We start from the raw sequence: 20313 nt of genomic DNA, 5'->3' as shown, positions 1-20313 counted from the left end.
GAATACCCATCTACCGAGTCGACCGAGGGCGCTTCCGAGACTTTCTTCAAACGCTGGCGACTCTTCCAGCGCTCGTGACTGCGAAAAGCGGCCAGCCGAAAAAATGCCCCCGAATTGGGCTGCTCCCGTTCCGGGCAATTTGCTCATCTCGTTCAATGCATTTGACCCGTGTTATGCCTATGTCCTTTCCAAGACGTCTTCGGAGTCGAAAATTGAAATCGGCGGAGCAAATCAGCGCTCACAAAGGGTTGCCGTGAAGAAATCAGCGGGCAATTAGCTTGCAGCGGCAACCTGAAGGAGAGCCTGCACACTGGCTGGAAGAGAGAAATAGCTCGATGCCGGCAACCGGGTTTGAGCGCGCACACCAATCACCTGAGCGGGTATTCACGAACTACGCGGGCGACCCCACGGAAAGCTCGTCATGCCCCTTTCGAGCCGAGCAGGCACTGCCATTCAGCTACGGAAGGATCAGGAAAGGGGGCGCTGTCTGAATAGAACTCGTCAACCGGATATCAGAGTGTTCGATAAAAGCGAAAGTAGCCGTGAATGCTTGGGGCCCGCTCGGCCAGCTACGCGTCATCAATAGAAAAGGCAGTCCATGTCCAAACCAGCATCGGATAGCGATATCAGTTTTCCAAAGACTGATCGAAGCAGAATCAGGCGCGAACCACATCGTGGAAGCTACCTGCGTTCGGACGTGTATGCCGTCGTGGACGCTGCTCCGTTGTGTCACATTGGCTACGTGATTGACGGCGCGCCATTCGTGACGCCAACCATGCATTGGAGGAAAGGCAACCGCATCTATTGGCATGGCTCGGTTGGGAGTCGATTCCTGAGGCAAGTCGATGGCACACGGACCTGCATGACTTGCAGCATGGTCGATGGCTATGTATTGGCACGCTCAGCCTTCAATCATGCGGTCAACTACCGATCGGCCATGCTATTTGGCACGGCACGCGTGGTGGAGAGCATCGAAGAACGGGCGGAAACACTCAGAGATTTCATGGACGGCCTTTTCCCGGGGCGCTGGGATACCTTGCGACCGGTGACAGAAAAGGAGCTGAGAGCAACTTCCGTGCTGTGGATGGACATCGATGAGGCAACGGTAAAAGCCCGTACTGGCCCTCCATCAGACGCCGACGAATCGCATGTTCCCGTCTGGGCGGGCGTCATACCTGCACGCACTACTCTGGCCGAAAGTCAGAGGGCACCCGAGGTGCCTGATTCAATCAAACTGCCCGAACCGCTGGCTGCGTTAATTGCTTCCGGGCGTCTTCGGTAGCATGGCAACGCAGAAACCCTTTCTCCAGGCAGACTTCCTCAATCATCTGGAGCTTCTCGGCGCATCCACTCCCTTGGTCGAAGGCGCGTCGTTGCCACCGCCCCTTGCCCGCATTCTGTTGGCTTCGGATGGGACCGGGGCACTGACGAAAGCTGCGGATGACCTTATCCATCTGCTCAAAGCCCGAAAGGCCATGTTGCAGGCCTCATTCGACACGGAACTGGCGGCCGACGAGCTGCGTCGTTACCAGAAGTTTGCCAAGCCTGGGCAACCGTCCCCTCATACGATCCACCTTCGGCAGAAGCAGGCCGCCGCCCGACAAGCGTCCAGTCTGTCGAAGCAATCCTTAGTCAAGGCTGCCGCCTCGTTCGTGCGGAACGCAGGTATCGAGGTTCCACAACGCGTGGCGCTCGAAGTGTTCATCACCGATTGGATCGATAGCAACGTACCGAAGGCACTCGCTTTAGCGACATGACAAGGCTGGCCATGCATGCGCATTGCAACCATAAAAACGCCGGCACGAGGCCGGCGTTCTTCTTTTCACCTATTGCTTTACTGACTCATCTTTATTGACCAATCTCGCGCAGTGGCTTGCCGGCCATCAGCTTGGTTTCGATCTGTTCCAGCGTCACGCCCTTTGTCTCTGGGACGAGCCAGAAAGTGAGACCGATGAAGATCACGTTGAGCCCGGCATAGAGCCAGAACGTATTGGCGTTGCCGATGCCGTTGAGCAGGCTGAGGAAGGTCAGGCCTACGATGTAGTTACCCACCCAGTTGGTGAAGGTGGACGCGCCGATACCGAAGTCGCGGCCCTTGAGTGGCTGCACTTCCGAGCACAGCGTCCAGATCAGCGGGCCGGCCGACATCGCGAAGCCGACGATGAAGAGCAGCAGCATGCCGACGGTGAAGTACTGTTCGCCCTTGGTGTTGATACCCAGATGCATCATGGTGCCAACGATGCCCAGGCCCAGCGCCATCACCACGAAACCGGTATAGAGGATCGGCTTGCGGCCCAGGCGATCGACCAGACCGATGGCTATAAAGGTGGCCAGCACGTTGGTCAGACCGACAATGGCGGTAAACCACAGCTGCGCATGGGTGTCATAACCCATGGTCTGGAAAATTTTCGGCGCGTAATACATCACGACGTTTATGCCGGTGAACTGCTGTATCAGCTGCAGCAGCACGCCTAGACCCACCGAACGGCGGAAGTTGGAATTCTCCTTGAACAGGTGCCAGCCCAGCTGCGGCTGCTTCAGCTGTTCCTCGATATCGGCGATTTCGTGATTGACGACGCCATCGTCGCCGCGCAAACGCTTGAGCACTTTGATGGCGTCAGGCTTGCGACCGCGCATCATCAGCCAGCGCGGACTATCAGGCAAAAAGAACACGCCGAACAGAAACAGCACACCCGGGATTGCGATGATACCGAGCATCCAGCGCCAGCTGCCGGTGCTGCTGAAGGCCAGGTCGGAGATAAACGCTACCACGATGCCGATGGTGATCATTAGCTGATAAAGCGAAATCATCGAGCCGCGGATGTGCTCTGGCGCAACTTCGGCCAGATAAAGCGGTGCAGTGAAAGTGGCGATGCCAATCGCCAGCCCGAGCACGACACGCGCCAGGATCAGCGTTATCGGTGACCACGCAAACCCGCACAGCAGCGAACCGACGACGAAAAGAATCGCGCCGATGATGAGCGACTTCTTGCGACCCAGCGCCGACGACATCCATGCCGCGCCGAGTGCGCCGAGAGCCGCACCAAACATCATGGCGCTGACAATATGCTCGACTGTCTTGTCGTTGATCGCAAAGTCTTTCTGGATGAACTGGGTGGCACCGGAAATGACGCCGATGTCGAGGCCGAACATCAAGCCCGCGAGTGCGGCCAGAATGCAGGTAAAGATAACCGCCGTACGTGCTACGGCTTGCGGTGACGCTGAAGTATTCATGGGTTGGTTCCTGCGGAGGAAAGCAGATGGAGACACAAAACCTGATGGTCGTGCGGCATATCATCGGCCGTCATGCGTCACGAATCGGTGTACTGGCAAAGCGCGACTCGCGCAGGCCGGTGATGCCGATGTCGCAGGCGAAGAGAAAGCCGGCCTGCGGATCGCCGGCGAGTTGTTCAGCTGTCAGGTCTTCGCTGGCGCTGGTGACAAAGAGCGTGTCGAGCGAGGCGCCACCGAACGCCGGCTTGGTCGTCTGCCGTGCCGGCAAGGCGACGATGCGGTCCTCGGTGCCATCGGCCAGGTAGCGCACCACGCGGCCCATTCCCCACTGTGCGTTCCACAGTGCACCTTCGGCATCAACGGTCGAGCCGTCGGGCACGCCTGTCATGTTGTTGAGGTCGACGAACAGACGCGGCTCGCCGAGCGTGGTGTCGCCGTAATCGCAACAGAATATTTTCCGCGTCGGTGAATCGCAGAAGTACATGCGATCTCCGGATGGGCTGAAGGCGATGCTGTTGCTGATGGCGACATCTGGCAGTGCCAGGCGCTCCAAAGTCAGATCATGGTTGAGCCGATAAAAGCCGCCGACCGCGTGCTTGGCACCTTGCTTCGGCTCATGCAAGGTACCGAAGACGAAGCGCCCTTGGCGATCGCAAACGCCGTCGTTGCTGCGCGTCGGCAGATCCTTTTCCACCGAATGCAGCTCGATCAGTTCCAAGGTTTCGGGATGAAAGAATGCCAGCCGCGATGCCAGCGCCAGCAGCAGCCAGCCATCGGCCTCGCATAACGCAAACGAAGCGAGGCGCTCGGGCATGTCCCAATGCAGGACGCGACCATCATCCGGATGCAGACGCCACAGCTTGCGACCGCCAATATCGGTCCACCACACAGCCTGCAGGCGATCGTCCCACAGCACGCCTTCGCCCAGCTCGTGCGACACCGCGTGTGCAATGGAGGTCGACGTGTTCATACCCAGCCACCGTCGACGATGAAATCCTGACCGGTGCACATGCGGCTGTCGTCGGCCGCGAGAAAAAGCGCAGCGCGCGCCAAATCTGAAGGTTCCAGGTACCCACGCAAACACTGCATGCGTTTGATCGAGGCTTCACCCTCCGCATCGAGCCAAAGCTTTCGCTGCTTCTCCGTGATCACCCAGCCAGGCACCAGGCAGTTGATACGAATGTGCTGCGCGCCGAGTTCGCGCGCCATGCCGTTGACGAAGCCGCGCACGCCGGCCTTGGCCATCGCATACAGCGGGAAAGCGGCATTTTTTCTGATCCAGCTGATGGAACCCATGCAGATGATCGAGCCACCGCCGAGTTGCTTCATGTCCGGAATCACCGCTTTCGTGACAAACACCTGATGGCGCAGATTGACAGCGATATTGCGCTCGAAGAATGCCTCATCCACTTCATCGAGCGCATGGCGCACATCATTCGCCGCGTTATTGATGAGAACAGAGAACGGACCTACCGCCGTGCGCAAGGTATCGATGCTCTGCGCCAGCTCATCGAGGTGGGTGATATCGCAGCGATCAAACACGGGCTTGTGCGCCACGTCAGGCAGTGACTCAATCAGTGCAGTCGCCGACTTGTCGTCGACATCGATAAAGCCAACGCGCGCGCCCTGCCGTGCAAAATGCTCGACAAACGAAGCACCGATGCCACTGGCGCCACCGGTGATGAGTACCCCACGATCGGCAAGACTCGGATAGCTGGCAAAACGTGCCGTCATGATGCGGCTCTGATCATGGTTCATCTCCGATACTGAAAGGGGCTGGTGCGGCAAGCATGCTCACCACTCCGCGACGCTGCCGTCGGCTTGGCGCCAGATCGGGTTGCGCCAGCGATGACCGACCTCGGCACGCTCGATCACATAGGCCTCATTGACCTCGATGCCGAGGCCAGGACCACCAGGAATGGTCACGTAGCCGTTCTCGTAGGCGAATACGCTGCGATCGGTGACGTAGTCGAGCAGGTCGTTGGCAGCGTTGTAGTGAATGCCCAGGCTTTGCTCCTGGATGAAGGCGTTGTGGCAGATCGCGTCGATCTGCAGGTTGGCGGCCAGCGCGATCGGGCCCAGGGGGCAATGCAGCGCCAGCGCCACGTCATAGGCTTCGGCCATTGCAGCGATCTTGCGGGTTTCGGTGATGCCGCCGGCGTGCGAGGGATCGGGCTGGATGATGTCGACGCCGCCACGCTCCAGCACGCGCTTGAAATCCCAGCGCGAATACAGTCGTTCACCCAACGCAATCGGTGCCGGCGAGATGGCGGCCAGCTCGGGGATGCATTCGAGGTATTCAGACAGCACCGGCTCCTCGATGAACATCAGCTTGTACGGCGCCAGTTCGCGCATCAGCACCTTTGCCATCGGTTTGTGCACGCGGCCGTGGAAATCCACGCCAAGGCCGATATTCGGGCCGACCGCATCGCGCACCGCCTGGACGTTGGCCAGCATCTTGTCGACCTTGTCGTGCGAGTCGATGTACTGCATTTCCTCGGTGCCATTCATCTTGACCGCGGTGAAGCCGCGCCCCACCGCATCGCTGGCCGCACGCGCAGTGTCGGCCGGACGGTCGCCACCAATCCACGAATACACGCGAATGCGATCACGTACCGGACCACCAAGCAGCGTATGCACCGGCACACCAAGATGCTTACCCTTGATGTCCCACAACGCCTGGTCGATACCAGCAATGGCACTCATCAGGATCGGGCCGCCGCGATAAAAGCCGCCGCGATACATCACGCTCCACAGATCCTCGATGCGGCCAGGGTCCTTGCCGATCAGGTAATCCGACAACTCCTCGACAGCCGCGGCGACGGTCTGTGCACGACCCTCAACGACCGGTTCGCCCCAACCGACGATGCCGCTATCGGTTTCGATTTTCAGGAACAGCCAGCGCGGCGGTACCAGATAGGTTTTCAGACTGGTGATTTTCACCCGGCATGCTCCTTCGCCACAGTCCAGGCTTGAGCGAACTTCCGCGCGCGCTCGCCGGTTTCTGCTGCACTACGGCCGGGCGCATAAAGCGCCGAGCCGATACCAAAGCCGCGCACGCCGGCCGCAACGTACGGCCCCATGTTCTCCGGCGTGATGCCGCCAACCGGTAGCAATGCCAGTTCTTTCGGCAAGACGGCGCGCCACGCCTTTACCACGGCAGGACTGATGTGTTCGGCAGCAAAGATCTTCAGCGCGTCGGCGCCGGCATGGATGGCCGCAAACGCTTCCGTTGGCGTGGCGATACCGGGAATGCAGAACAGGCCGTGACGCTTGGCTTCGGCAATAACCTCGACATCGCCATGCGGCATGACGATCAGCTGACCACCCGCCGCCACGACTTTGCCAACCTGCGCTGTGGTCAGCACAGTGCCTGCACCGACCAAAGCGCGATGGCCGAACGCTTCGGCCATCAAGCCAATGCTGCGCATTGGATCAGGCGAATTGAGCGGCACCTCGAGTATGCGAAAGCCCGCATCGAGCACGGCGTTGCCGATGTCGACGGCATCATCAGGCGTAAGCCCACGCAGTATGGCCACCAGTGGCAGTGGTTCGAGCCAGGTATCGATCATGAGGAAGCTCCGGAAGCAGAAATCGGTGTAGTTACATCAAGCAGGTTGGCCGCACGTGCCAGCCACCACAAACCAGCGGCGGCGGTGTCGTCGACGGCGGGCGCCAACTCGATGGAAAATTCGGCAGCGGCCAATCGATAGCGATTGCACAGAGCCGCATCGCCGATCAGCCATAGCGGCTGGTCGCTACGCATGCGCTGGTCAGCCTGCATGGAACGGAACTCTTCGCCGATCAGCAAGCCGGAGAGGTAGTCGGGAATCGAGGCGGGCTTCAAGGCACCATCGAGCATGCGCGCGCGAGTGGCGAAAAGGCGGCTGAATGCGCCCGCTGCTCCGCTGTCGCGCGCCTGTCGCACGCCATCGAGGAACGCGTCACCATCACCCGCCGTAACACTGGCATCGACACCGACGCCAAGAATCGAATGCTCGCGCAGCAGCGCAAAGAGCTCGCCGGTCATCAGTGTGCAGAAGTCGACCACCGAGCCTTGGCGCAACGACACCCATTTGCTGTGGGTGCCGGGCAGTAGCACGGTCGCATCCGCTGCGGCTTTGTGAAGCGCCATCAGACCGATGACCTGGGTTTCCTCACCGCGCATGACATCAGGACCACGCGCATTGCGCAGGCCTGGCACGATGGTCAGGCCATCGCGGGTATCCAACGCAGCAGCCAGTTGGTCAGCACCCGCGGGCAAATCGAGATAGGCCACTTCCCGCCACCCGCTGCGGCTGCCAATCATCCCGGAGGCGATGCGTGCCAGCGAAGGCCAACCCTGCGTCACCGCATCGAGAGCCACGGCAAAGCCGCCCGCGGGAAGCTGGCGAATGCCCCAGGGTTGGCGACGTGTTTCCAGGATCACACCATCCTCGCCCATCCGCATGGCGCGGAGGCTCGATGTACCCCAGTCCAGTGCGATCAGGCCGCTCATGCCGCTGCTCCGCCGCTTTGACGAAGATGGCGCCGTGAATCGTCGACCAGCCGCTGCATGGCCGCGCGAGCCTGCAGTGCACTGCGCTTGCGGATGGCGTCGTACACGTTGAAATGCTGCGGCAGCGAATACTTAAAATCAACCGCGGCGCGCGCAGACAGCTGAAAAAAACTGTGCAAGGCCGTGGCCACGACGTTGAATAATGAGCTCATCAGCTCATTATTCGCCGCGTTCAGTACGGCACTGTGAAATTCCACGTCGGCCTTGGCCCACGCGTCGCGATCGGAGGCATCGGCCATCGCCTGATAAGCCGTGCCGATGGCCTCAAGCTGGTCGCGGTCGCGTTTTTTTGCGGCGGCGGCCGCGGCCGCCGGTTCAATGATCTCGCGCATCTCGATCAGTTCGGCGACAAATGCCTTGGTCGGCATGGTGGCGAATCGCCACTCAAGCACCTTGGCATCCAGTTGATGCCAGAACCGGCGTTCGCGCACGCGCGCGCCGGTTTTCTGCCGGCTCTCGATCAGGCCCTTGGCACCAAGAACCTTCATTGCCTCACGTAGCGCGGAGCGGCTGACCGCCAACTGCTCGGCCAGCTGCTCTTCGCTGGAAAGTAGATCACCAGGCACCAACGAACCGCCCACGATCATCTTCCCAAGTTGGTCGACGACCTGCCGGTGGATATTGAGTTGCGGCTCGTTTGCGGTCATGACAATAGGCTTTTCTATTTGTAGGACAAATAGATTTGTAACACAGACATATCATCGATTCATAGGCACAGATGCAGCATCCATCGTCGAAAATCCATCGGTTCACGCATGAATTTCCGAATTGCTTACGCCAGCCAGCGCCCATAGGTGGACGTGTCGGCACCCTGCCGTCGTGCGATGCAAACGCCTCATGGCGCCGTTATTGCGGCCAGTCAAGCTCAAGCTAACGTCGTGCAAGGCAGTCGCCGGCGCCATCAAGATTCTTCGTCTTTGCAGGCGGACGCCGCTGCGCAGCTTGACAGTCGTGTACCGGAAGCCGATTATTCAACTACTAAGTTTACCTTAGTAGTTTTGCTTACTAAATGATGGACATTGCATGAACGATCAACACAGCGATCCCGATAGCGCCCGCGCGCTGGCGATAGCCGGAGAACTGCGCGTGCTGATCGGCCAGCTCATTCGTCGACTGCGCGAACAAGCCCACTCGAGCGATCTCACCGCATCGCAAAAGTCGGTATTGCTTCATCTGGAGCGCGACGGCTCGGCGACGGTAACAGCGCTGGCCAAGGCCGATGGCGTGCGCCCGCAATCCATGGGTGCCACGGTATCCGCCCTGCAAGCAGCCGGACATATAAGCAGCGCGCCGCATCCGACCGACGGGCGACAAACCCTTCTATCACTCACCGCTGCTTGTCGAAAAGAGATCAAGGCCGGTCGCGCTGCGCGGGAAGATTGGCTATTCCGCGCCATCAGCACCAAGTTCTCAACGAGGGAACAGGAAAAGCTTGGCGCTGCGGTCGAGCTACTCAAACGCTTCGTCGATTCGTAGGCCCATGCCTCTGTGAGTTGGGTTGAGCACAGCGATGCCCAACATCGGCCTCACGAAACATTGGGCATCGCTGCGCTCAGCCCAACCTTCGTCGCCCATTTGTCATGTATGCAAGATCACCAACGGAGAAGCCCATGGCGCTCACCACGCTGGACAAGAACATCGCATTGATTGTCATCGATCTGCAGAAAGGCATCGTCGGCCTGCCCACGGCGCACCCGATCGGCGACATCATCAAACACTCCTGCGCCCTGCTTGCGGCATTCCGCCACCGTGACCTGCCGGTGGTGCTCGTCAATGTGACGGGTGTTTCACCGGGCCGCGTGGAGCAGTCGCGCCATCGCGGTGAGTTCCCCCCGGGTTGGGCCGACCTCATTCCCGAACTCAATCAGCAACCACAGGATCATCTGGTGACCAAGCAGACCCGCGGCGCATTCACCGGTACCGACCTGGATGAATACCTGAAGAAGCAAGGCGTCACGCAGGTGGTGATCGTCGGCGTTGCCACCAGTTCCGGCGTCGAGTCGACCGCGCGTCATGCGTATGAGAACGGCTTCAACGTCACGCTGGTTAGCGATGCGATGACCGATCGTAGCCTCGACGAGCACACCCACAGCATCACCCGTATTTTCCCGAGGATCGCGGAAACCGGCTCCACGCAGGATGTCATCGATCTGCTGGCAAGGAGCGCCTGATCATGGCATGGACTCACTACCTGGCATGGTTTTTTGGCGGTGCCTTTCTGAGCAATGCCGTCCCGCATTTTGTCAGCGGCATGATGGGCCGGCCCTTTCAGAGCCCATTCGCCAAGCCTCCCGGCGAAGGACTCTCATCATCGACAGTCAACGTGCTGTGGGGATTTCTGAATCTGATCTTCAGCTACTTGCTTCTCTTGCGCGTCGGTGACTTTGACTTGCGGGCTACAGATCACGCAGCGGCTTTGGGGCTGGGCATGATTCTGATGGGCGTGCTGATGGCACGCCGCTTCGGGCGCTTTCATGGCGGCAATCTGCCCAAGGGCAAATGACGAGTGACAACAGGCACCTTCCGCTCGCTGCGCAACCGCAATTACCGGCTTTGGGCCAGCGGTGCGATCGTATCCAATGTGGGCACATGGATGCAGCGCACGGCGCAGGACTGGATCGTTCTGACCCAGTTAACGCATCACAACGCGACCGCTGTCGGCATCGTGATGGGTTTGCAGTTCGGACCACAGCTGCTGATGCTTCCATTCAGCGGCTTTGCAGCCGACCATCTCGACCGACGCAAGCTGCTGCTCACGACACAGGCGACGATGGGCTTGCTGGCACTCGGCCTGGGCATTCTGACCATCACGGGTCTGGTGCAGTTATGGCATGTATACGTGTTCGCTTTCCTGCTCGGCTGCGCGGCCGCGTTTGATGCACCGGCGCGGCAGACCTTTGTCTCCGAGCTGGTGGGCGAAGCGGATTTGTCGAACGCGGTGGGGTTGAACTCCACTTCGTTCAACGCGGCACGGATGATCGGCCCTGCCGTCGCCGGCTTGCTGATCGCTGGTGTCGGTACGGGATGGGTGTTTCTGATCAACGCTGTCTCTTACGCTGCGGTAATTGTTTCGCTGTGCCTGCTTCGCGTGGACCAGCTTCATCGCGGCGCAAGGGCCGTGCGTACGCGCGGGAGTCTGGTCGAAGGGTTCCGCTACGTCTGGCATCGATCCGATCTGAAATCCGTGCTGTTCATGCTGTTGTTTGTCGGCACATTCGGTCTCAACTTTCCGATCTATATTTCGACCATGTCGATCACGGCGTTTCACGCGGGCGCCAGCGAATACGGTTTGCTGACGTCGATCATGGCGATCGGCTCAGTCGCTGGCGCCCTGCTCGCCGCCCAGCGCGCCAAAGCGCACGTCGCGCTGGTTTTTGTCGCTTCGGCCGTTTTCGGCCTGGGCCTGGCCGTCGCTGCGGTCATGCCAACCTATTGGCTGTTCGGCGGCGCCCTCGTAATCATTGGCGTATCCGCACAAACATTCACCACCACCGTGATCAGCACCGTGCAACTGTCTACCGATCCCGCGATGCGTGGCCGCGTCATGGCGATCGTGATGGCGATCGCACTCGGTGGCACACCGATCGGTGCGCCAATCGTCGGCTGGGTGGCAGACACCTTCGGCCCCCGCTGGGCGCTTGCCGTCGGCGCCGCCGCTGGCCTGGTGGCGGCCATTATCGGGCTTCGTTACCTCACCAAATACCGACAATTGCGCGTACGGATGGATGGCAGACGCATTCGCTTCAGCATCGACAACGGCGAAGCGCTGAGCGAGTCAATCAGCGGGGCTATTTGAAAAGGCGGGACGATACAAAGTCGACGAACACTCGGATCTTTGGCGACAGCTGATGGCTTGACGGCCAGAGTACCGAGAATTGCCCTTCGTCTTTTGGCAGCTCCAGCGGAATGCGCTCAAGCAGCCCTTCCTCGATCGCATCGCTGGCGAGAAAGTCCGGCATGTAACCCAGGCCAAGACCTTCGATCGCCAGTGCACGAATCGCCTCCATATTGCTGCAAGTGAGCAACGACGACTGACTTCGCTGCGGTGATCGCGTTTCATCCGGAAATGGCCAACCTCGAATTTTTCCGCTAGTCGGGAAACGGAACTGCAAGCAGGAGTGGTCGCCCAAGTCCACGATATTTTTTGGCGTGCCGTGTTTCGCAATGTAATGCGGAGCCGCGCAAAGCACGAAGTGGAATGGTCCCAGTCGTTTGGACATCAATCGCGAATCCGCCAGGTCGCCACTGCGGATCACAGCGTCAAAACCATCATCGATGATGTCGACCAGCCGGTCGCTGAAGTCGAGGTCGAGCTCGATCTCCGGATAGAGCCGATGAAATTCGGCGAGATGAGGCACCAGGAAGCGATAGCCGATGGTCGGCAAACTCACGCGCAGTCGTCCCCGCGGTTGCTCGGACGACTGCAAGAGCATCGCCTCGGCATCATGCAAATCATCGAGCACCTTGCGGCAGCGCTCGTAGAAAAGCTCGCCCTCGGTCGTGAGCCGGACGGTTCTCGTGCTGCGCTGGAACAGTCGCACACCCAGCGTCTGTTCCAGTCTGGCGACGGTCTTGCCGACGGCAGACGCCGAAACACCCAATATCCGACTCGCACCCACAAAGCTGAGGCTCTCGGCGGTCTGCACAAAGGCGGTAACGCGGCCGAGGCTTTCGATTGGTTTATTCGAGCGTTTCATTCCGTAGTACTCGGAAATTTGAGCTGATTATTGATCATTAGTGCATCTATAGCATGGCAATGGCTGCCAGGTGATCAATCACCGCCGTCTTTCCACAGTCCGGAATATCGCCATGTCCAGTCAACCGAACAATCTTTCGCAGAAAGCTTCGCTGCTTATTCTCGCTGCCATCTGCCTGGCTGCCCTGATTCTGCCGCTGAGTTTTTCAGCCGGCGCAGTGGCCACACCCATCATCGGGAGACAGCTCGGCGGAAGCACCACCAGCCTGATCTGGATTACCAACGCTTTCATGCTGGCCTTTGGCAGCTCGTTGATGGCTGCCGGCGCCTTGGCTGACGCCTATGGGCGAAAGAGGCTTTTTGCCACTGGCGTGGGCGCATTTGCGCTGCTATCGCTGATGCTGGCCGCCGCTCCGTCGGTATTCTGGATTGACGTACTACGTGCACTGCAAGGCCTAGCCGCGGCGGCGGCACTTTCGGGAGGATCGGCAGCGCTTGCTCAAGTGTTTGAAGGTCAAGCCCGCACACGTGCCTTCAGCATGCTCGGCACGAGTTTCGGCACAGGGCTGGCCTTTGGCCCGCTACTCGCGGGTTTTCTTATCGAGCATTGGGGATGGCGTTCGATCTTTCTGTTTATCTCCGCGGTGGCGATAGCGGCACTCCTTTTCGGCGTACCGCGCATGCACGAATCGCGTGATCCGCAAGCTTCAGGGCTCGACCTTCCGGGCGCGACCACTTTCACCATGACCTTGGTTTTGCTTACCAGTGGCATCGTTGAAGCAACCGATCATCGTTGGAACAGCGCCATCGTACTGAGCCTGCTGATCGCTTCAGCCATTTTTGCGGCGCTCTTCGTGATCGTCGAGCGTCGGGTAAAACGGCCAATGCTTGATCTGGCGCTATTCCGCTATCCGCGATTTATCGGCGTGCAAATTCTTCCGATTGGCACCTGCTACTGCTACATCGTGCTGCTCGTGCTGCTGCCACTTCGATTTATTGGCGTGAACGGCCTCAGTGAAATAGACGCCGGCATACTCATGCTTGCTTTGTCGGCACCGATGCTGGTCGTTCCATCACTCGCCTCGTGGCTCACCCGCTGGCTTTCCCCCGGTGTACTTTCCGGCACCGGACTGCTTATCGCAGCGGCGGGGCTTTATCTGCTTGGCCGCGTCGGCATTCGCGAGACAGGAAGCGCACTCGTGTTGCCGATGCTGATGATTGGATGCGGCACCGGATTACCCTGGGGTCTGATGGATGGACTATCGGTAAGCGTAGTGCCGAAAGATCGCGCGGGCATGGCGACCGGCATTTTCAGCACTACCCGGGTTGCGGGAGAGGGCATCGCGCTGGCCATCGTCACTGCCGTCCTCGCTGCATTGACGCAATCCAGGCTCAGTCAACTATTGACAGACGAAAACGCGCGCATCGGCACACCGATCAGCGAGGCGAGCGCAAGCCTGTCGTCAGGCAATCTTGCGCATGCCGTTCTGCAGCTACCCGGTATCAGCCGCGCGATCATGGTCACGCAATACGGAGAGGCGTTCAAAACACTTCTCCATCTGCTTGTGGCAATCACCCTTATATCGTCGCTCGTGGTGTTCGCATTACTCGCAAAGCCCGGAAGATCTGGCGCTATAGTCGAATCAGGCGCGACACTGGTATAGACGAGCGATTGAGGGCATCAGCGCCTGAGCAGGCGGCCGAAAACTGCTCGCTGACCCGCAGGCAGTGGGCCCAACCAAATCTCCGCACGTGGCACACTCCGGCATCAATCAGCGGCATAGCTAGCCAGGGGAAGTATGAGTAATCGTTACGTCGCAACGATAGTCTCTTTGCTGTGCTTGGCTATCGCGAGCCAAGCACATGCTCAAGAGGCACCCAAGAGTCCCTTGGTTACCGATCCTGTCTATACAAAACCCCAGCATCTCGTCGACGTGGACCATGGGCGACGCTTGAATCTTTACTGTCGAGGATCAGGTTCGCCGACTATCATTTTCGACGCTGGCCTTGGCGAATCGACTAGCACCTGGGGCCTGGTGCAACCTCGTCTAGCGAAGAAAACGCGGACTTGCTCTTACGACCGCGCGGGACTCGGCTTTAGCGACCCTACGGATCATCCGGGTACAACGCTAAACATTGCCGATGATCTTCACCGCCTGCTCCAAGCAGCACATATTGCGCCTCCCTACATTCTGGTTGGCCACTCATCTGCCGGAATGAACGTGCGCGTTTTTGCTGATCGCTACCCCACGGAGGTGGTTGGACTTGTGTTGATCGATCCGTCACACGAAGACCAGTCCCAGCGCTCGTGGAAAATTGATAGCGACAATTGGAATGGATACGCACAATGGGAGGCATCGCTAAAGCAAGCGCGGCTCTGCGTCGACGAAGCAAAGGAAGGGTTCATCAAAGGCACGCCGGCCTATAAAACATGCATCCCTGACCCCGACCCATACATGAGCCAAGCCATCAATGACGTGAAAATCCGGATCAGCACGACACCTGGATGGCAAAGTGCAGTCTTATCCGAGAAGGAAAATATCTTTTACAAGAGCGCGGACGAGACCCGGGCAACCCGCCGCAGTTTCGGTGATATGCCGATCATAGTCATGACGCATACGCCGTTCCCCAAGGGAAAGGATGAGACCCAGGAGATAAGAAATCAGCGCACCCTGATTTGGGAACAAATGCATAATGAAGTTGCCGCCATGTCGACACGCGGCGTCAACGAGTTAGTCCCGAACACGGGGCACTTCATTCAGCTGGATCGCCCGCAAGCAGTCATCGATGCCGTTGATCAGGTGCTCGCCATCTCGCGAGATCGAATGCCTTACGCTCGCTAATGTCAACCCACTCCAGATAGCGACGTTTGAACTTACAAGTCGTAACAAGCGAGTCAGCCCGAGACGTTTAATGTTGGTGCGTCACGACGCCCCCCCATTTTGCACTGACCGCCTCCCAATATCCGGACAGCCAATCCCACGCTGATCTGATCAGCCATTGCCCTCTCACAGCAGATCGTCGTGAAAACCTCGCCACCTATTCAAACTTCTCCCCGCGCGCGGCATGTGCTGCCTCCTTCGGCAACCACCGTCGCCGATGATTCGTTGAAATACACGCGTGTCGCGATGCTGTTGCACTGGTCGATTGCGCTATTGATCCTTGCCAATATCGCCCTGGGGCTGAGTGCCGCATTGCTGCCAACGTCGGTGCTTTCGGATACCGATGCGCGCTTTGTCATCGATACACACAAGTCCATCGGCATCACCGTGCTTGGGCTCGCCATCGCGCGCGTCTTGTGGCGATTCACACATCGGCCGCCGCCGCTACCTGCTGTGTTTCCCGGCTGGGAGAAAACGGCCGCGCATGCGGCACATATCGCGCTCTACGTGCTGATTTTCGCGCTGCCGCTGACCGGTTGGATGCATGATTCGGCGTGGAGCGCCGCCGCGACGCATCCGATGCATCTGTTCGGGCTCGTGCCTTGGCCGCGCCTTGGCTTTCTGATGCATCTCGATCCGGCGCTAAAGGACCAACTGCATACCCAGTTGGGCACGCTGCATACATGGTGCGGCTATGCGCTTTATGTGGTGCTGGCTTTGCACATCGCCGGTGCGCTCAAGCATCAGTGGATCGATCGCCACGCGGTGCTGGGACGGATGTTGCCGTAACCGCGGCATGGCGGCCGACGTATATGTCATAACGCAACAGCGACATCCGATGCCGACATGGCCGGTTGGCATCGAATACTGCTATCGATTCTTTAAGGATGTTGATGGACACGCCCTTTTCTATTCTTGATCGCGCGCGGGCGCTTGCCTCGCCGCGTATCTCGCCCGTGCGCACACCGGCCATCAGCGTGCTGATACACGGAGGTGTGATGGCGCTGTGGTTGGTGTTGTTCGCGCGGGCATTCTTTCTGCATGGCGTCGCCGCGTGGTCTACCGGCATTGCTTATGTAATCTATGACACCCTGCTGCTGATCTTCGTCGCATGGAAATCTTTGTCGCTGATGAAGCCGTTGCCGCATGTTGCGGCCAGCCGCCCACCGCCGACGCTCGGCGTGATCGTCGCCGCGCATAACGAAGCGGCTGTACTGCCGATCACGCTCAATGCGCTGCTCACTCAGACCAGCCTGCCAGCGCAAATTGTCATCGCCGACGATGGTTCAACAGATGGCACGGCGGCGTTGCTCGCGAGCCGCTACGGCCTGGTCGATCCTGGCGAAGGCAAGCTTAGTGAACCGAGCCCCTCCCACCCCGTACTGCGCTGGTTGCGCCTGCCGCATGGCGGCAAGGCGCGCGCCCTGAACGCAGCGATGCTCGTAATGACGACCGAGACAGTGATGACGGTTGATGCGGACACGCTGCTCGAGCCGGAAGCCTGTGCCGCGATGTCCCATGCGTTCGCTGTGTTGCCACAGATGGTTGTAGCGGCCGGGTTATTGTCGCCGGTCTGCAGCCAGACGCTAAGTGGCCGTTTCTTCCAGTGGTTCCAGACCTATGAGTACATACGAAATTTCGTTTCCCGCTACGCCTGGATGCGCGCACATAGCCTGCTGCTGATCTCTGGCGCTTTCGCCTGCTTCCGGCGCGACGCCGTGTTGGCGGTGGGCGGCTTCGATCCGGAATGTCTGGTCGAGGATTACGAGCTGATTCACCGAGTACGCCGCTATTCGTTCGATCGGGACTTGGGCTGGGACGTACGCGTCATCGGTACCGCGAAGGCGCGCACCGACGCACCGAGTACGCTGGGCAGTTTTCTGCGGCAGCGGCGGCGTTGGTTCGCCGGGTTCCTGCAGACGCAATACTGGTATCGCAGCATGATTGGCAACCGACGCTACGGCACGCTCGGCACGCTGATGCTGCCGGTCAAGGCGTTCGATACCGTGCAGCCGCTCTACGGACTGGCTGCGTTCGGCCTGCTGCTCGCCTTCCTGTTTGGCGGTCGGTTCACGATCGTGCTGCCTGTGCTGGCGATCATCCTCGCCAAGATCGCCATCGATCTGGCGTTTCAATCCTGGTCGCTGCATCTATACCGGCGTTGGAGTGGTGACCGCACCAGCTCGAGCTTTGGCATGGCGCTACTCGCCTCGATAGTCGAGCCGTTCTCATTTCAGCTGATGCGTCATGGCGGCGCGACGCTCGGCTGGTTGTACTTCCTGCTCCGACGTAACGAATGGGGCGCACAACATCGGGAAGGCCTGAATTCAGCGAGCAAACTCTGAGCTGCAGGGCATCGCGATGCCGCCGAAGTATCGGCAAGCCATGTAATTTGAGCGTTCGTCAGAAATAGTCTTTCGCTTTGACTTGCCGAATGCCGCCGCTTTCCATGGTGAACACGATCGTGGTCTCCTTGGTGGCAAACCGCAGATTGGTAAGCTCGGCCTGAGTCCAGGCCGCCGCTGCCTTTTGATCGATCATGGCAATCCGTTCGCCGGCTTTAAAACCGGCTGTCTGCGCCGGACTGTCTGGAGAAACGAAATCCACCACAAAAGTGGTGCCTTGTTTGCTCAGGTACAGGCCTAACCGATCCTTGGCGAACGGCACGCTTTCGGTATCGATGTTGGGCACCGCATAAAGGCGATCGTGGGGATAGTCGACGATCAACCGAAACCGGGCGAGCAACTCCAGGCCAATATTGCCCGAGACGAGAGGGGAGCCGCTCCCACGCACCGTGTTGGATGGGAACACGCTCGGCACCTGATTGAAACTTACGCCGGCAAACTGGACACGACTCAAAGTCGCGACGGGTTCTTGCGGATGCTGACCGTTGAGGCCACCACCAAGCCTTATGGAGGTAGGTCTGTTCTGCAACAGTTTGTGCGTTTCATAGTAAGGCTGATACACCGTGATGGGGGCCGGGTCGCCCAGGAACCATTCAAACGGTACGGGCGCCGCGCCCTCGACCGAGATGGGGACCGTTCGTGCATCCAGGTACCGGATGAGTGGAATTTCCACTGCACCGCTTGGCAGTTTGATCGCGGCATGGGGATCTTGAAAAGCCACCCGGTGATGCGCGAAATCAATGTCGACCACCACTTGATTGAACAAGTCGTCACTCAGGATAAACGGAGCAAACAAAGGGTCGGTACGTTTGGCGCCCAGGTCTGCGGTCGATGTCTTGACACGCCGCAGAGTGAGTTCACCCAGCTGAACCTGCACATTGACATCACCAAATGTTTTGGTCGCAGTGGGCGGTTGAAATCCAATGGAAGCCGCAAAATCCTTGTCGATGTAAGAGGTTTCATCGCCGTCAATGAGCTTGACCCATACACTCTGGCCGTTAACCTTCGCCGGAACCAAAATGCTTCTGCCATCTGCGAAGTTGAAGTCGATCCATCCCGTCGACGACACACCATCCTTAAAGCTTGCTGCATGAGCCGGCACAGATCGAATCAATGTCGGTTTATCAGTGACCGGCGTGGAAACTGCACTGCTGGTTAGCAACAACCCGACAAGACAGATGAGAAGGCTCATAGGCTGGAAGTGCTTACGATCTGCAGGGCAGTCCAGGGGCTTCATCACAGTGACCTATTCAAGGGGGACACCTATCTCTCCCCAAAGCGTACTGCCCAAAGCCCATCTGAGTATGTGAAGGTTGTCATTGCCGACAATGGGTAGCCGCCAGGAACCGCTTCTTGCCGCAAACGATCGTTGCAGCCGGGGCGACTCGACGGCATGCTTGTAGTGACCGCACCCAAGGCAGACACCATCTATTGGCCTCCTCTAGAAACTGATCGACTTGTGCCATACATTCTTGCCGGACAACAATCCAAACCCCAAAGGAACTGCCATGAGCGCAACGGGCGCTGTGAACTCTGACTCCAATAACGCGGCGACTTCTGAAGCCGTCAATTCACCGACAGGCATGCATCGCCCCGGACACAGCGAATTAGACACTGAAGAAACGGCTTGCCTGGACGAAGTGCTGCACGAGGCCGCGCTACGCGACTCTATGCTGCGCCCGCCTCGCTAGACAGTGGCATGTTGACGTTTCAAAAACGAAGTTCATGAATGGGTCGATGTTGATCAAGCTAATCCCATCTGCCAGATCAACGCAAAACGCGGAGTCCGCTTCTGACGGCGACCGAAAGCGGACACTCCATTCAACCCGCTCCAAGAAACCGATAACCTACTCCGGGCTCGGTTTTCAGCCAGCGCGGTGTGGTTGCATCGTCGCCGAGTTTTTGGCGGAGCTTACCGAGCACGATGCGCAGGTAATGAGTGTCCTGCACATGAGTGGCACCCCAGAGTTCGCGTAATACCTGTTGCTGGGTGACGACACGGCCAGCGTGGTGCAGCAGCATGGCGAGCACGGCGTATTCCTTGCGAGTGAGCGACAGCAGGACGCCGTCGAGATGCACCTCTCGCCGGGCCAGATCGATGACCAGATGACCATCGTCGTAGCGCTGCTGGGTCGCCGGCTCGCCGGGGCGGCTGCGCAGCAGTACGCGCAATCGGGCCATCAGCTCCTGGATGCCGAAGGGCTTGGTGACATAGTCATTGGCGCCACCATCGAGCGCACGTACTTTTTCGCTTTCGGCATCGCGCACGGTCAGCATCATCACCGGCACCTGTGTCCACTGGCGCAGCTCGGCCAGCACGTCGTGGCCTTCGCGATCGGGCAGGCCGATGTCGAGAATGACCAGATCGGGCGATTGCGTCACCGCAAGCGCCAGGCCGTCCGCCGCGTTGGCGGCCAGAAACACCTCGTAGCCTTCTGCCCGCAGGCCAATGTCGAGAAAGCGCCGGATCTGCGCCTCGTCGTCGATCACCAGAATGCGTGGGGAAGCCGAGGTCATGAAGGTTTCATCGTGTTGAAG

Annotated in this window: 20 protein-coding genes; 10 read left to right on the top strand and 10 right to left on the bottom strand. The window is 59.1% G+C overall.

Annotation, left to right across the window (positions count from 1 at the left end):
* The first annotated feature begins 598 nt into the window (after nt 1–598).
* Together HDE80_RS10255 and HDE80_RS10250 are read left to right on the top strand one after the other, a co-directional pair.
* A complete protein-coding gene (locus HDE80_RS10255; protein ID WP_184670526.1) occupies nt 599–1282 on the top strand; it encodes a pyridoxamine 5'-phosphate oxidase family protein in 684 nt (227 codons plus the stop codon).
* Nucleotide 1283: 1 nt separating this feature from the next.
* Entirely contained in the window at nt 1284–1757 is a 474-nt protein-coding gene (locus tag HDE80_RS10250; protein WP_184670524.1) for a hypothetical protein, read from the top strand.
* Nucleotides 1758–1848: 91 nt separating this feature from the next.
* Here the strand turns inward: HDE80_RS10250 and HDE80_RS10245 are convergent, their stop codons facing one another.
* From HDE80_RS10245 to HDE80_RS10215, 7 genes are all read right to left on the bottom strand, one after another.
* Nucleotides 1849–3234, bottom strand: a complete 1386-nt coding sequence (locus tag HDE80_RS10245; RefSeq protein ID WP_184670522.1) for a sugar porter family MFS transporter — start codon at nt 3232–3234, stop codon at nt 1849–1851.
* Between the two features lie 70 nt (nt 3235–3304).
* Nucleotides 3305–4204, bottom strand: coding sequence for an SMP-30/gluconolactonase/LRE family protein (locus HDE80_RS10240; RefSeq protein ID WP_184670520.1), 900 nt, complete (start codon nt 4202–4204; stop codon nt 3305–3307).
* Nucleotides 4201–4968, bottom strand: coding sequence for an SDR family oxidoreductase (locus tag HDE80_RS10235; protein ID WP_184670518.1), 768 nt, complete (start codon nt 4966–4968; stop codon nt 4201–4203). Before HDE80_RS10235 ends, HDE80_RS10240 begins: the two co-directional genes overlap by 4 nt.
* Before the next feature lie 60 nt (nt 4969–5028).
* Nucleotides 5029–6177, bottom strand: coding sequence for a galactonate dehydratase (gene dgoD, locus HDE80_RS10230; RefSeq protein ID WP_184670516.1), 1149 nt, complete (start codon nt 6175–6177; stop codon nt 5029–5031).
* Entirely contained in the window at nt 6174–6806 is a 633-nt protein-coding gene (locus HDE80_RS10225; protein WP_184670514.1) for a 2-dehydro-3-deoxy-6-phosphogalactonate aldolase, read from the bottom strand. Before HDE80_RS10225 ends, dgoD begins: the two co-directional genes overlap by 4 nt.
* On the bottom strand, nt 6803–7732 hold the full coding sequence (locus tag HDE80_RS10220; protein WP_184670512.1) for a 2-dehydro-3-deoxygalactonokinase: 930 nt from the start codon (nt 7730–7732) through the stop codon (nt 6803–6805). Before HDE80_RS10220 ends, HDE80_RS10225 begins: the two co-directional genes overlap by 4 nt.
* Nucleotides 7729–8439 carry a FadR/GntR family transcriptional regulator gene (locus HDE80_RS10215; RefSeq protein WP_184670510.1) on the bottom strand — a complete coding sequence of 237 codons (711 nt, stop codon included), beginning with the start codon at nt 8437–8439 and terminating at the stop codon, nt 7729–7731. The genes HDE80_RS10220 and HDE80_RS10215 overlap by 4 nt, the downstream gene beginning before the upstream one ends.
* Nucleotides 8440–8815: 376 nt before the next feature.
* Here HDE80_RS10215 and HDE80_RS10210 point away from each other — a divergent pair, with 376 nt between their 5' ends.
* From HDE80_RS10210 to HDE80_RS10195, 4 genes are all read left to right on the top strand, one after another.
* Complete coding sequence (locus HDE80_RS10210; RefSeq protein ID WP_184670508.1) at nt 8816–9268, top strand: MarR family transcriptional regulator; 453 nt, start codon at nt 8816–8818, stop codon at nt 9266–9268.
* 134 nt (nt 9269–9402) lie between these two features.
* The gene (locus HDE80_RS10205) at nt 9403–9963 is read left to right on the top strand and encodes a cysteine hydrolase (protein WP_184670506.1); all 561 of its coding nucleotides are present in this window, start codon (nt 9403–9405) and stop codon (nt 9961–9963) included.
* 2 nt (nt 9964–9965) lie between these two features.
* Entirely contained in the window at nt 9966–10295 is a 330-nt protein-coding gene (locus tag HDE80_RS10200; RefSeq protein WP_184670504.1) for a hypothetical protein, read from the top strand.
* Between the two features lie 3 nt (nt 10296–10298).
* A complete protein-coding gene (locus tag HDE80_RS10195) occupies nt 10299–11588 on the top strand; it encodes an MFS transporter (RefSeq protein WP_184670502.1) in 1290 nt (429 codons plus the stop codon).
* Here the strand turns inward: HDE80_RS10195 and HDE80_RS10190 are convergent.
* The gene (locus HDE80_RS10190) at nt 11581–12489 is read right to left on the bottom strand and encodes a LysR substrate-binding domain-containing protein (protein WP_221437509.1); all 909 of its coding nucleotides are present in this window, start codon (nt 12487–12489) and stop codon (nt 11581–11583) included. The two genes, HDE80_RS10195 and HDE80_RS10190, sit on opposite strands and share 8 nt — an antisense overlap.
* Nucleotides 12490–12601: 112 nt before the next feature.
* Between HDE80_RS10190 and HDE80_RS10185 the strand changes: the two genes are divergently transcribed.
* The 4 genes from HDE80_RS10185 (at nt 12602) to HDE80_RS10170 (ending at nt 17715) form a co-directional block, all read left to right on the top strand.
* Nucleotides 12602–14152 carry an MFS transporter gene (locus tag HDE80_RS10185; protein WP_184670500.1) on the top strand — a complete coding sequence of 517 codons (1551 nt, stop codon included), beginning with the start codon at nt 12602–12604 and terminating at the stop codon, nt 14150–14152.
* A 135-nt stretch (nt 14153–14287) separates the two neighbouring features.
* Nucleotides 14288–15331, top strand: coding sequence for an alpha/beta hydrolase (locus tag HDE80_RS10180; RefSeq protein WP_184670498.1), 1044 nt, complete (start codon nt 14288–14290; stop codon nt 15329–15331).
* Between the two features lie 180 nt (nt 15332–15511).
* Entirely contained in the window at nt 15512–16159 is a 648-nt protein-coding gene (locus HDE80_RS10175; RefSeq protein ID WP_221437508.1) for a cytochrome b, read from the top strand.
* A 104-nt stretch (nt 16160–16263) separates the two neighbouring features.
* The gene (locus HDE80_RS10170) at nt 16264–17715 is read left to right on the top strand and encodes a glycosyltransferase (RefSeq protein ID WP_184670496.1); all 1452 of its coding nucleotides are present in this window, start codon (nt 16264–16266) and stop codon (nt 17713–17715) included.
* 58 nt (nt 17716–17773) lie between these two features.
* Here the strand turns inward: HDE80_RS10170 and HDE80_RS10165 are convergent, their stop codons facing one another.
* Together HDE80_RS10165 and HDE80_RS10160 are read right to left on the bottom strand one after the other, a co-directional pair.
* The gene (locus HDE80_RS10165; protein ID WP_184670494.1) at nt 17774–18967 is read right to left on the bottom strand and encodes a hypothetical protein; all 1194 of its coding nucleotides are present in this window, start codon (nt 18965–18967) and stop codon (nt 17774–17776) included.
* A 629-nt stretch (nt 18968–19596) separates the two neighbouring features.
* Nucleotides 19597–20292 (bottom strand): response regulator transcription factor, encoded by a 696-nt coding sequence (locus tag HDE80_RS10160; RefSeq protein ID WP_184670492.1) that lies wholly within the window; start codon nt 20290–20292, stop codon nt 19597–19599.
* Between the last annotated feature and the right edge of the window lie 21 nt (nt 20293–20313).

The sequence above is a fragment of the Rhodanobacter sp. A1T4 genome (assembly GCF_014207185.1).
Taxonomy (GTDB): Bacteria; Pseudomonadota; Gammaproteobacteria; order Xanthomonadales; family Rhodanobacteraceae; genus Rhodanobacter.
Note: the sequence above shows the minus strand (reverse complement) of the source record. Positions and strands in the feature narration are given on the sequence as shown.

Excerpts from the sequence above, each read along its gene's own strand:
- HDE80_RS10255 (WP_184670526.1), top strand. The coding sequence starts at position 599 with ATGTCCAAACCAGCATCGGATAGCGATATCAGTTTTCCAAAGACTGAT.
- HDE80_RS10250 (WP_184670524.1), top strand. The coding sequence starts at position 1,284 with ATGGCAACGCAGAAACCCTTTCTCCAGGCAGACTTCCTCAATCATCTG.
- HDE80_RS10245 (WP_184670522.1), bottom strand. The coding sequence starts at position 3,234 with ATGAATACTTCAGCGTCACCGCAAGCCGTAGCACGTACGGCGGTTATC.
- HDE80_RS10240 (WP_184670520.1), bottom strand. The coding sequence starts at position 4,204 with ATGAACACGTCGACCTCCATTGCACACGCGGTGTCGCACGAGCTGGGC.
- HDE80_RS10235 (WP_184670518.1), bottom strand. The coding sequence starts at position 4,968 with ATGACGGCACGTTTTGCCAGCTATCCGAGTCTTGCCGATCGTGGGGTA.
- HDE80_RS10225 (WP_184670514.1), bottom strand. The coding sequence starts at position 6,806 with ATGATCGATACCTGGCTCGAACCACTGCCACTGGTGGCCATACTGCGT.
- HDE80_RS10220 (WP_184670512.1), bottom strand. The coding sequence starts at position 7,732 with ATGAGCGGCCTGATCGCACTGGACTGGGGTACATCGAGCCTCCGCGCC.
- HDE80_RS10215 (WP_184670510.1), bottom strand. The coding sequence starts at position 8,439 with ATGACCGCAAACGAGCCGCAACTCAATATCCACCGGCAGGTCGTCGAC.
- HDE80_RS10210 (WP_184670508.1), top strand. The coding sequence starts at position 8,816 with ATGAACGATCAACACAGCGATCCCGATAGCGCCCGCGCGCTGGCGATA.
- HDE80_RS10205 (WP_184670506.1), top strand. The coding sequence starts at position 9,403 with ATGGCGCTCACCACGCTGGACAAGAACATCGCATTGATTGTCATCGAT.
- HDE80_RS10200 (WP_184670504.1), top strand. The coding sequence starts at position 9,966 with ATGGCATGGACTCACTACCTGGCATGGTTTTTTGGCGGTGCCTTTCTG.
- HDE80_RS10190 (WP_221437509.1), bottom strand. The coding sequence starts at position 12,489 with ATGAAACGCTCGAATAAACCAATCGAAAGCCTCGGCCGCGTTACCGCC.
- HDE80_RS10185 (WP_184670500.1), top strand. The coding sequence starts at position 12,602 with ATGTCCAGTCAACCGAACAATCTTTCGCAGAAAGCTTCGCTGCTTATT.
- HDE80_RS10180 (WP_184670498.1), top strand. The coding sequence starts at position 14,288 with ATGAGTAATCGTTACGTCGCAACGATAGTCTCTTTGCTGTGCTTGGCT.
- HDE80_RS10170 (WP_184670496.1), top strand. The coding sequence starts at position 16,264 with ATGGACACGCCCTTTTCTATTCTTGATCGCGCGCGGGCGCTTGCCTCG.
- HDE80_RS10165 (WP_184670494.1), bottom strand. The coding sequence starts at position 18,967 with ATGAGCCTTCTCATCTGTCTTGTCGGGTTGTTGCTAACCAGCAGTGCA.
- HDE80_RS10160 (WP_184670492.1), bottom strand. The coding sequence starts at position 20,292 with ATGACCTCGGCTTCCCCACGCATTCTGGTGATCGACGACGAGGCGCAG.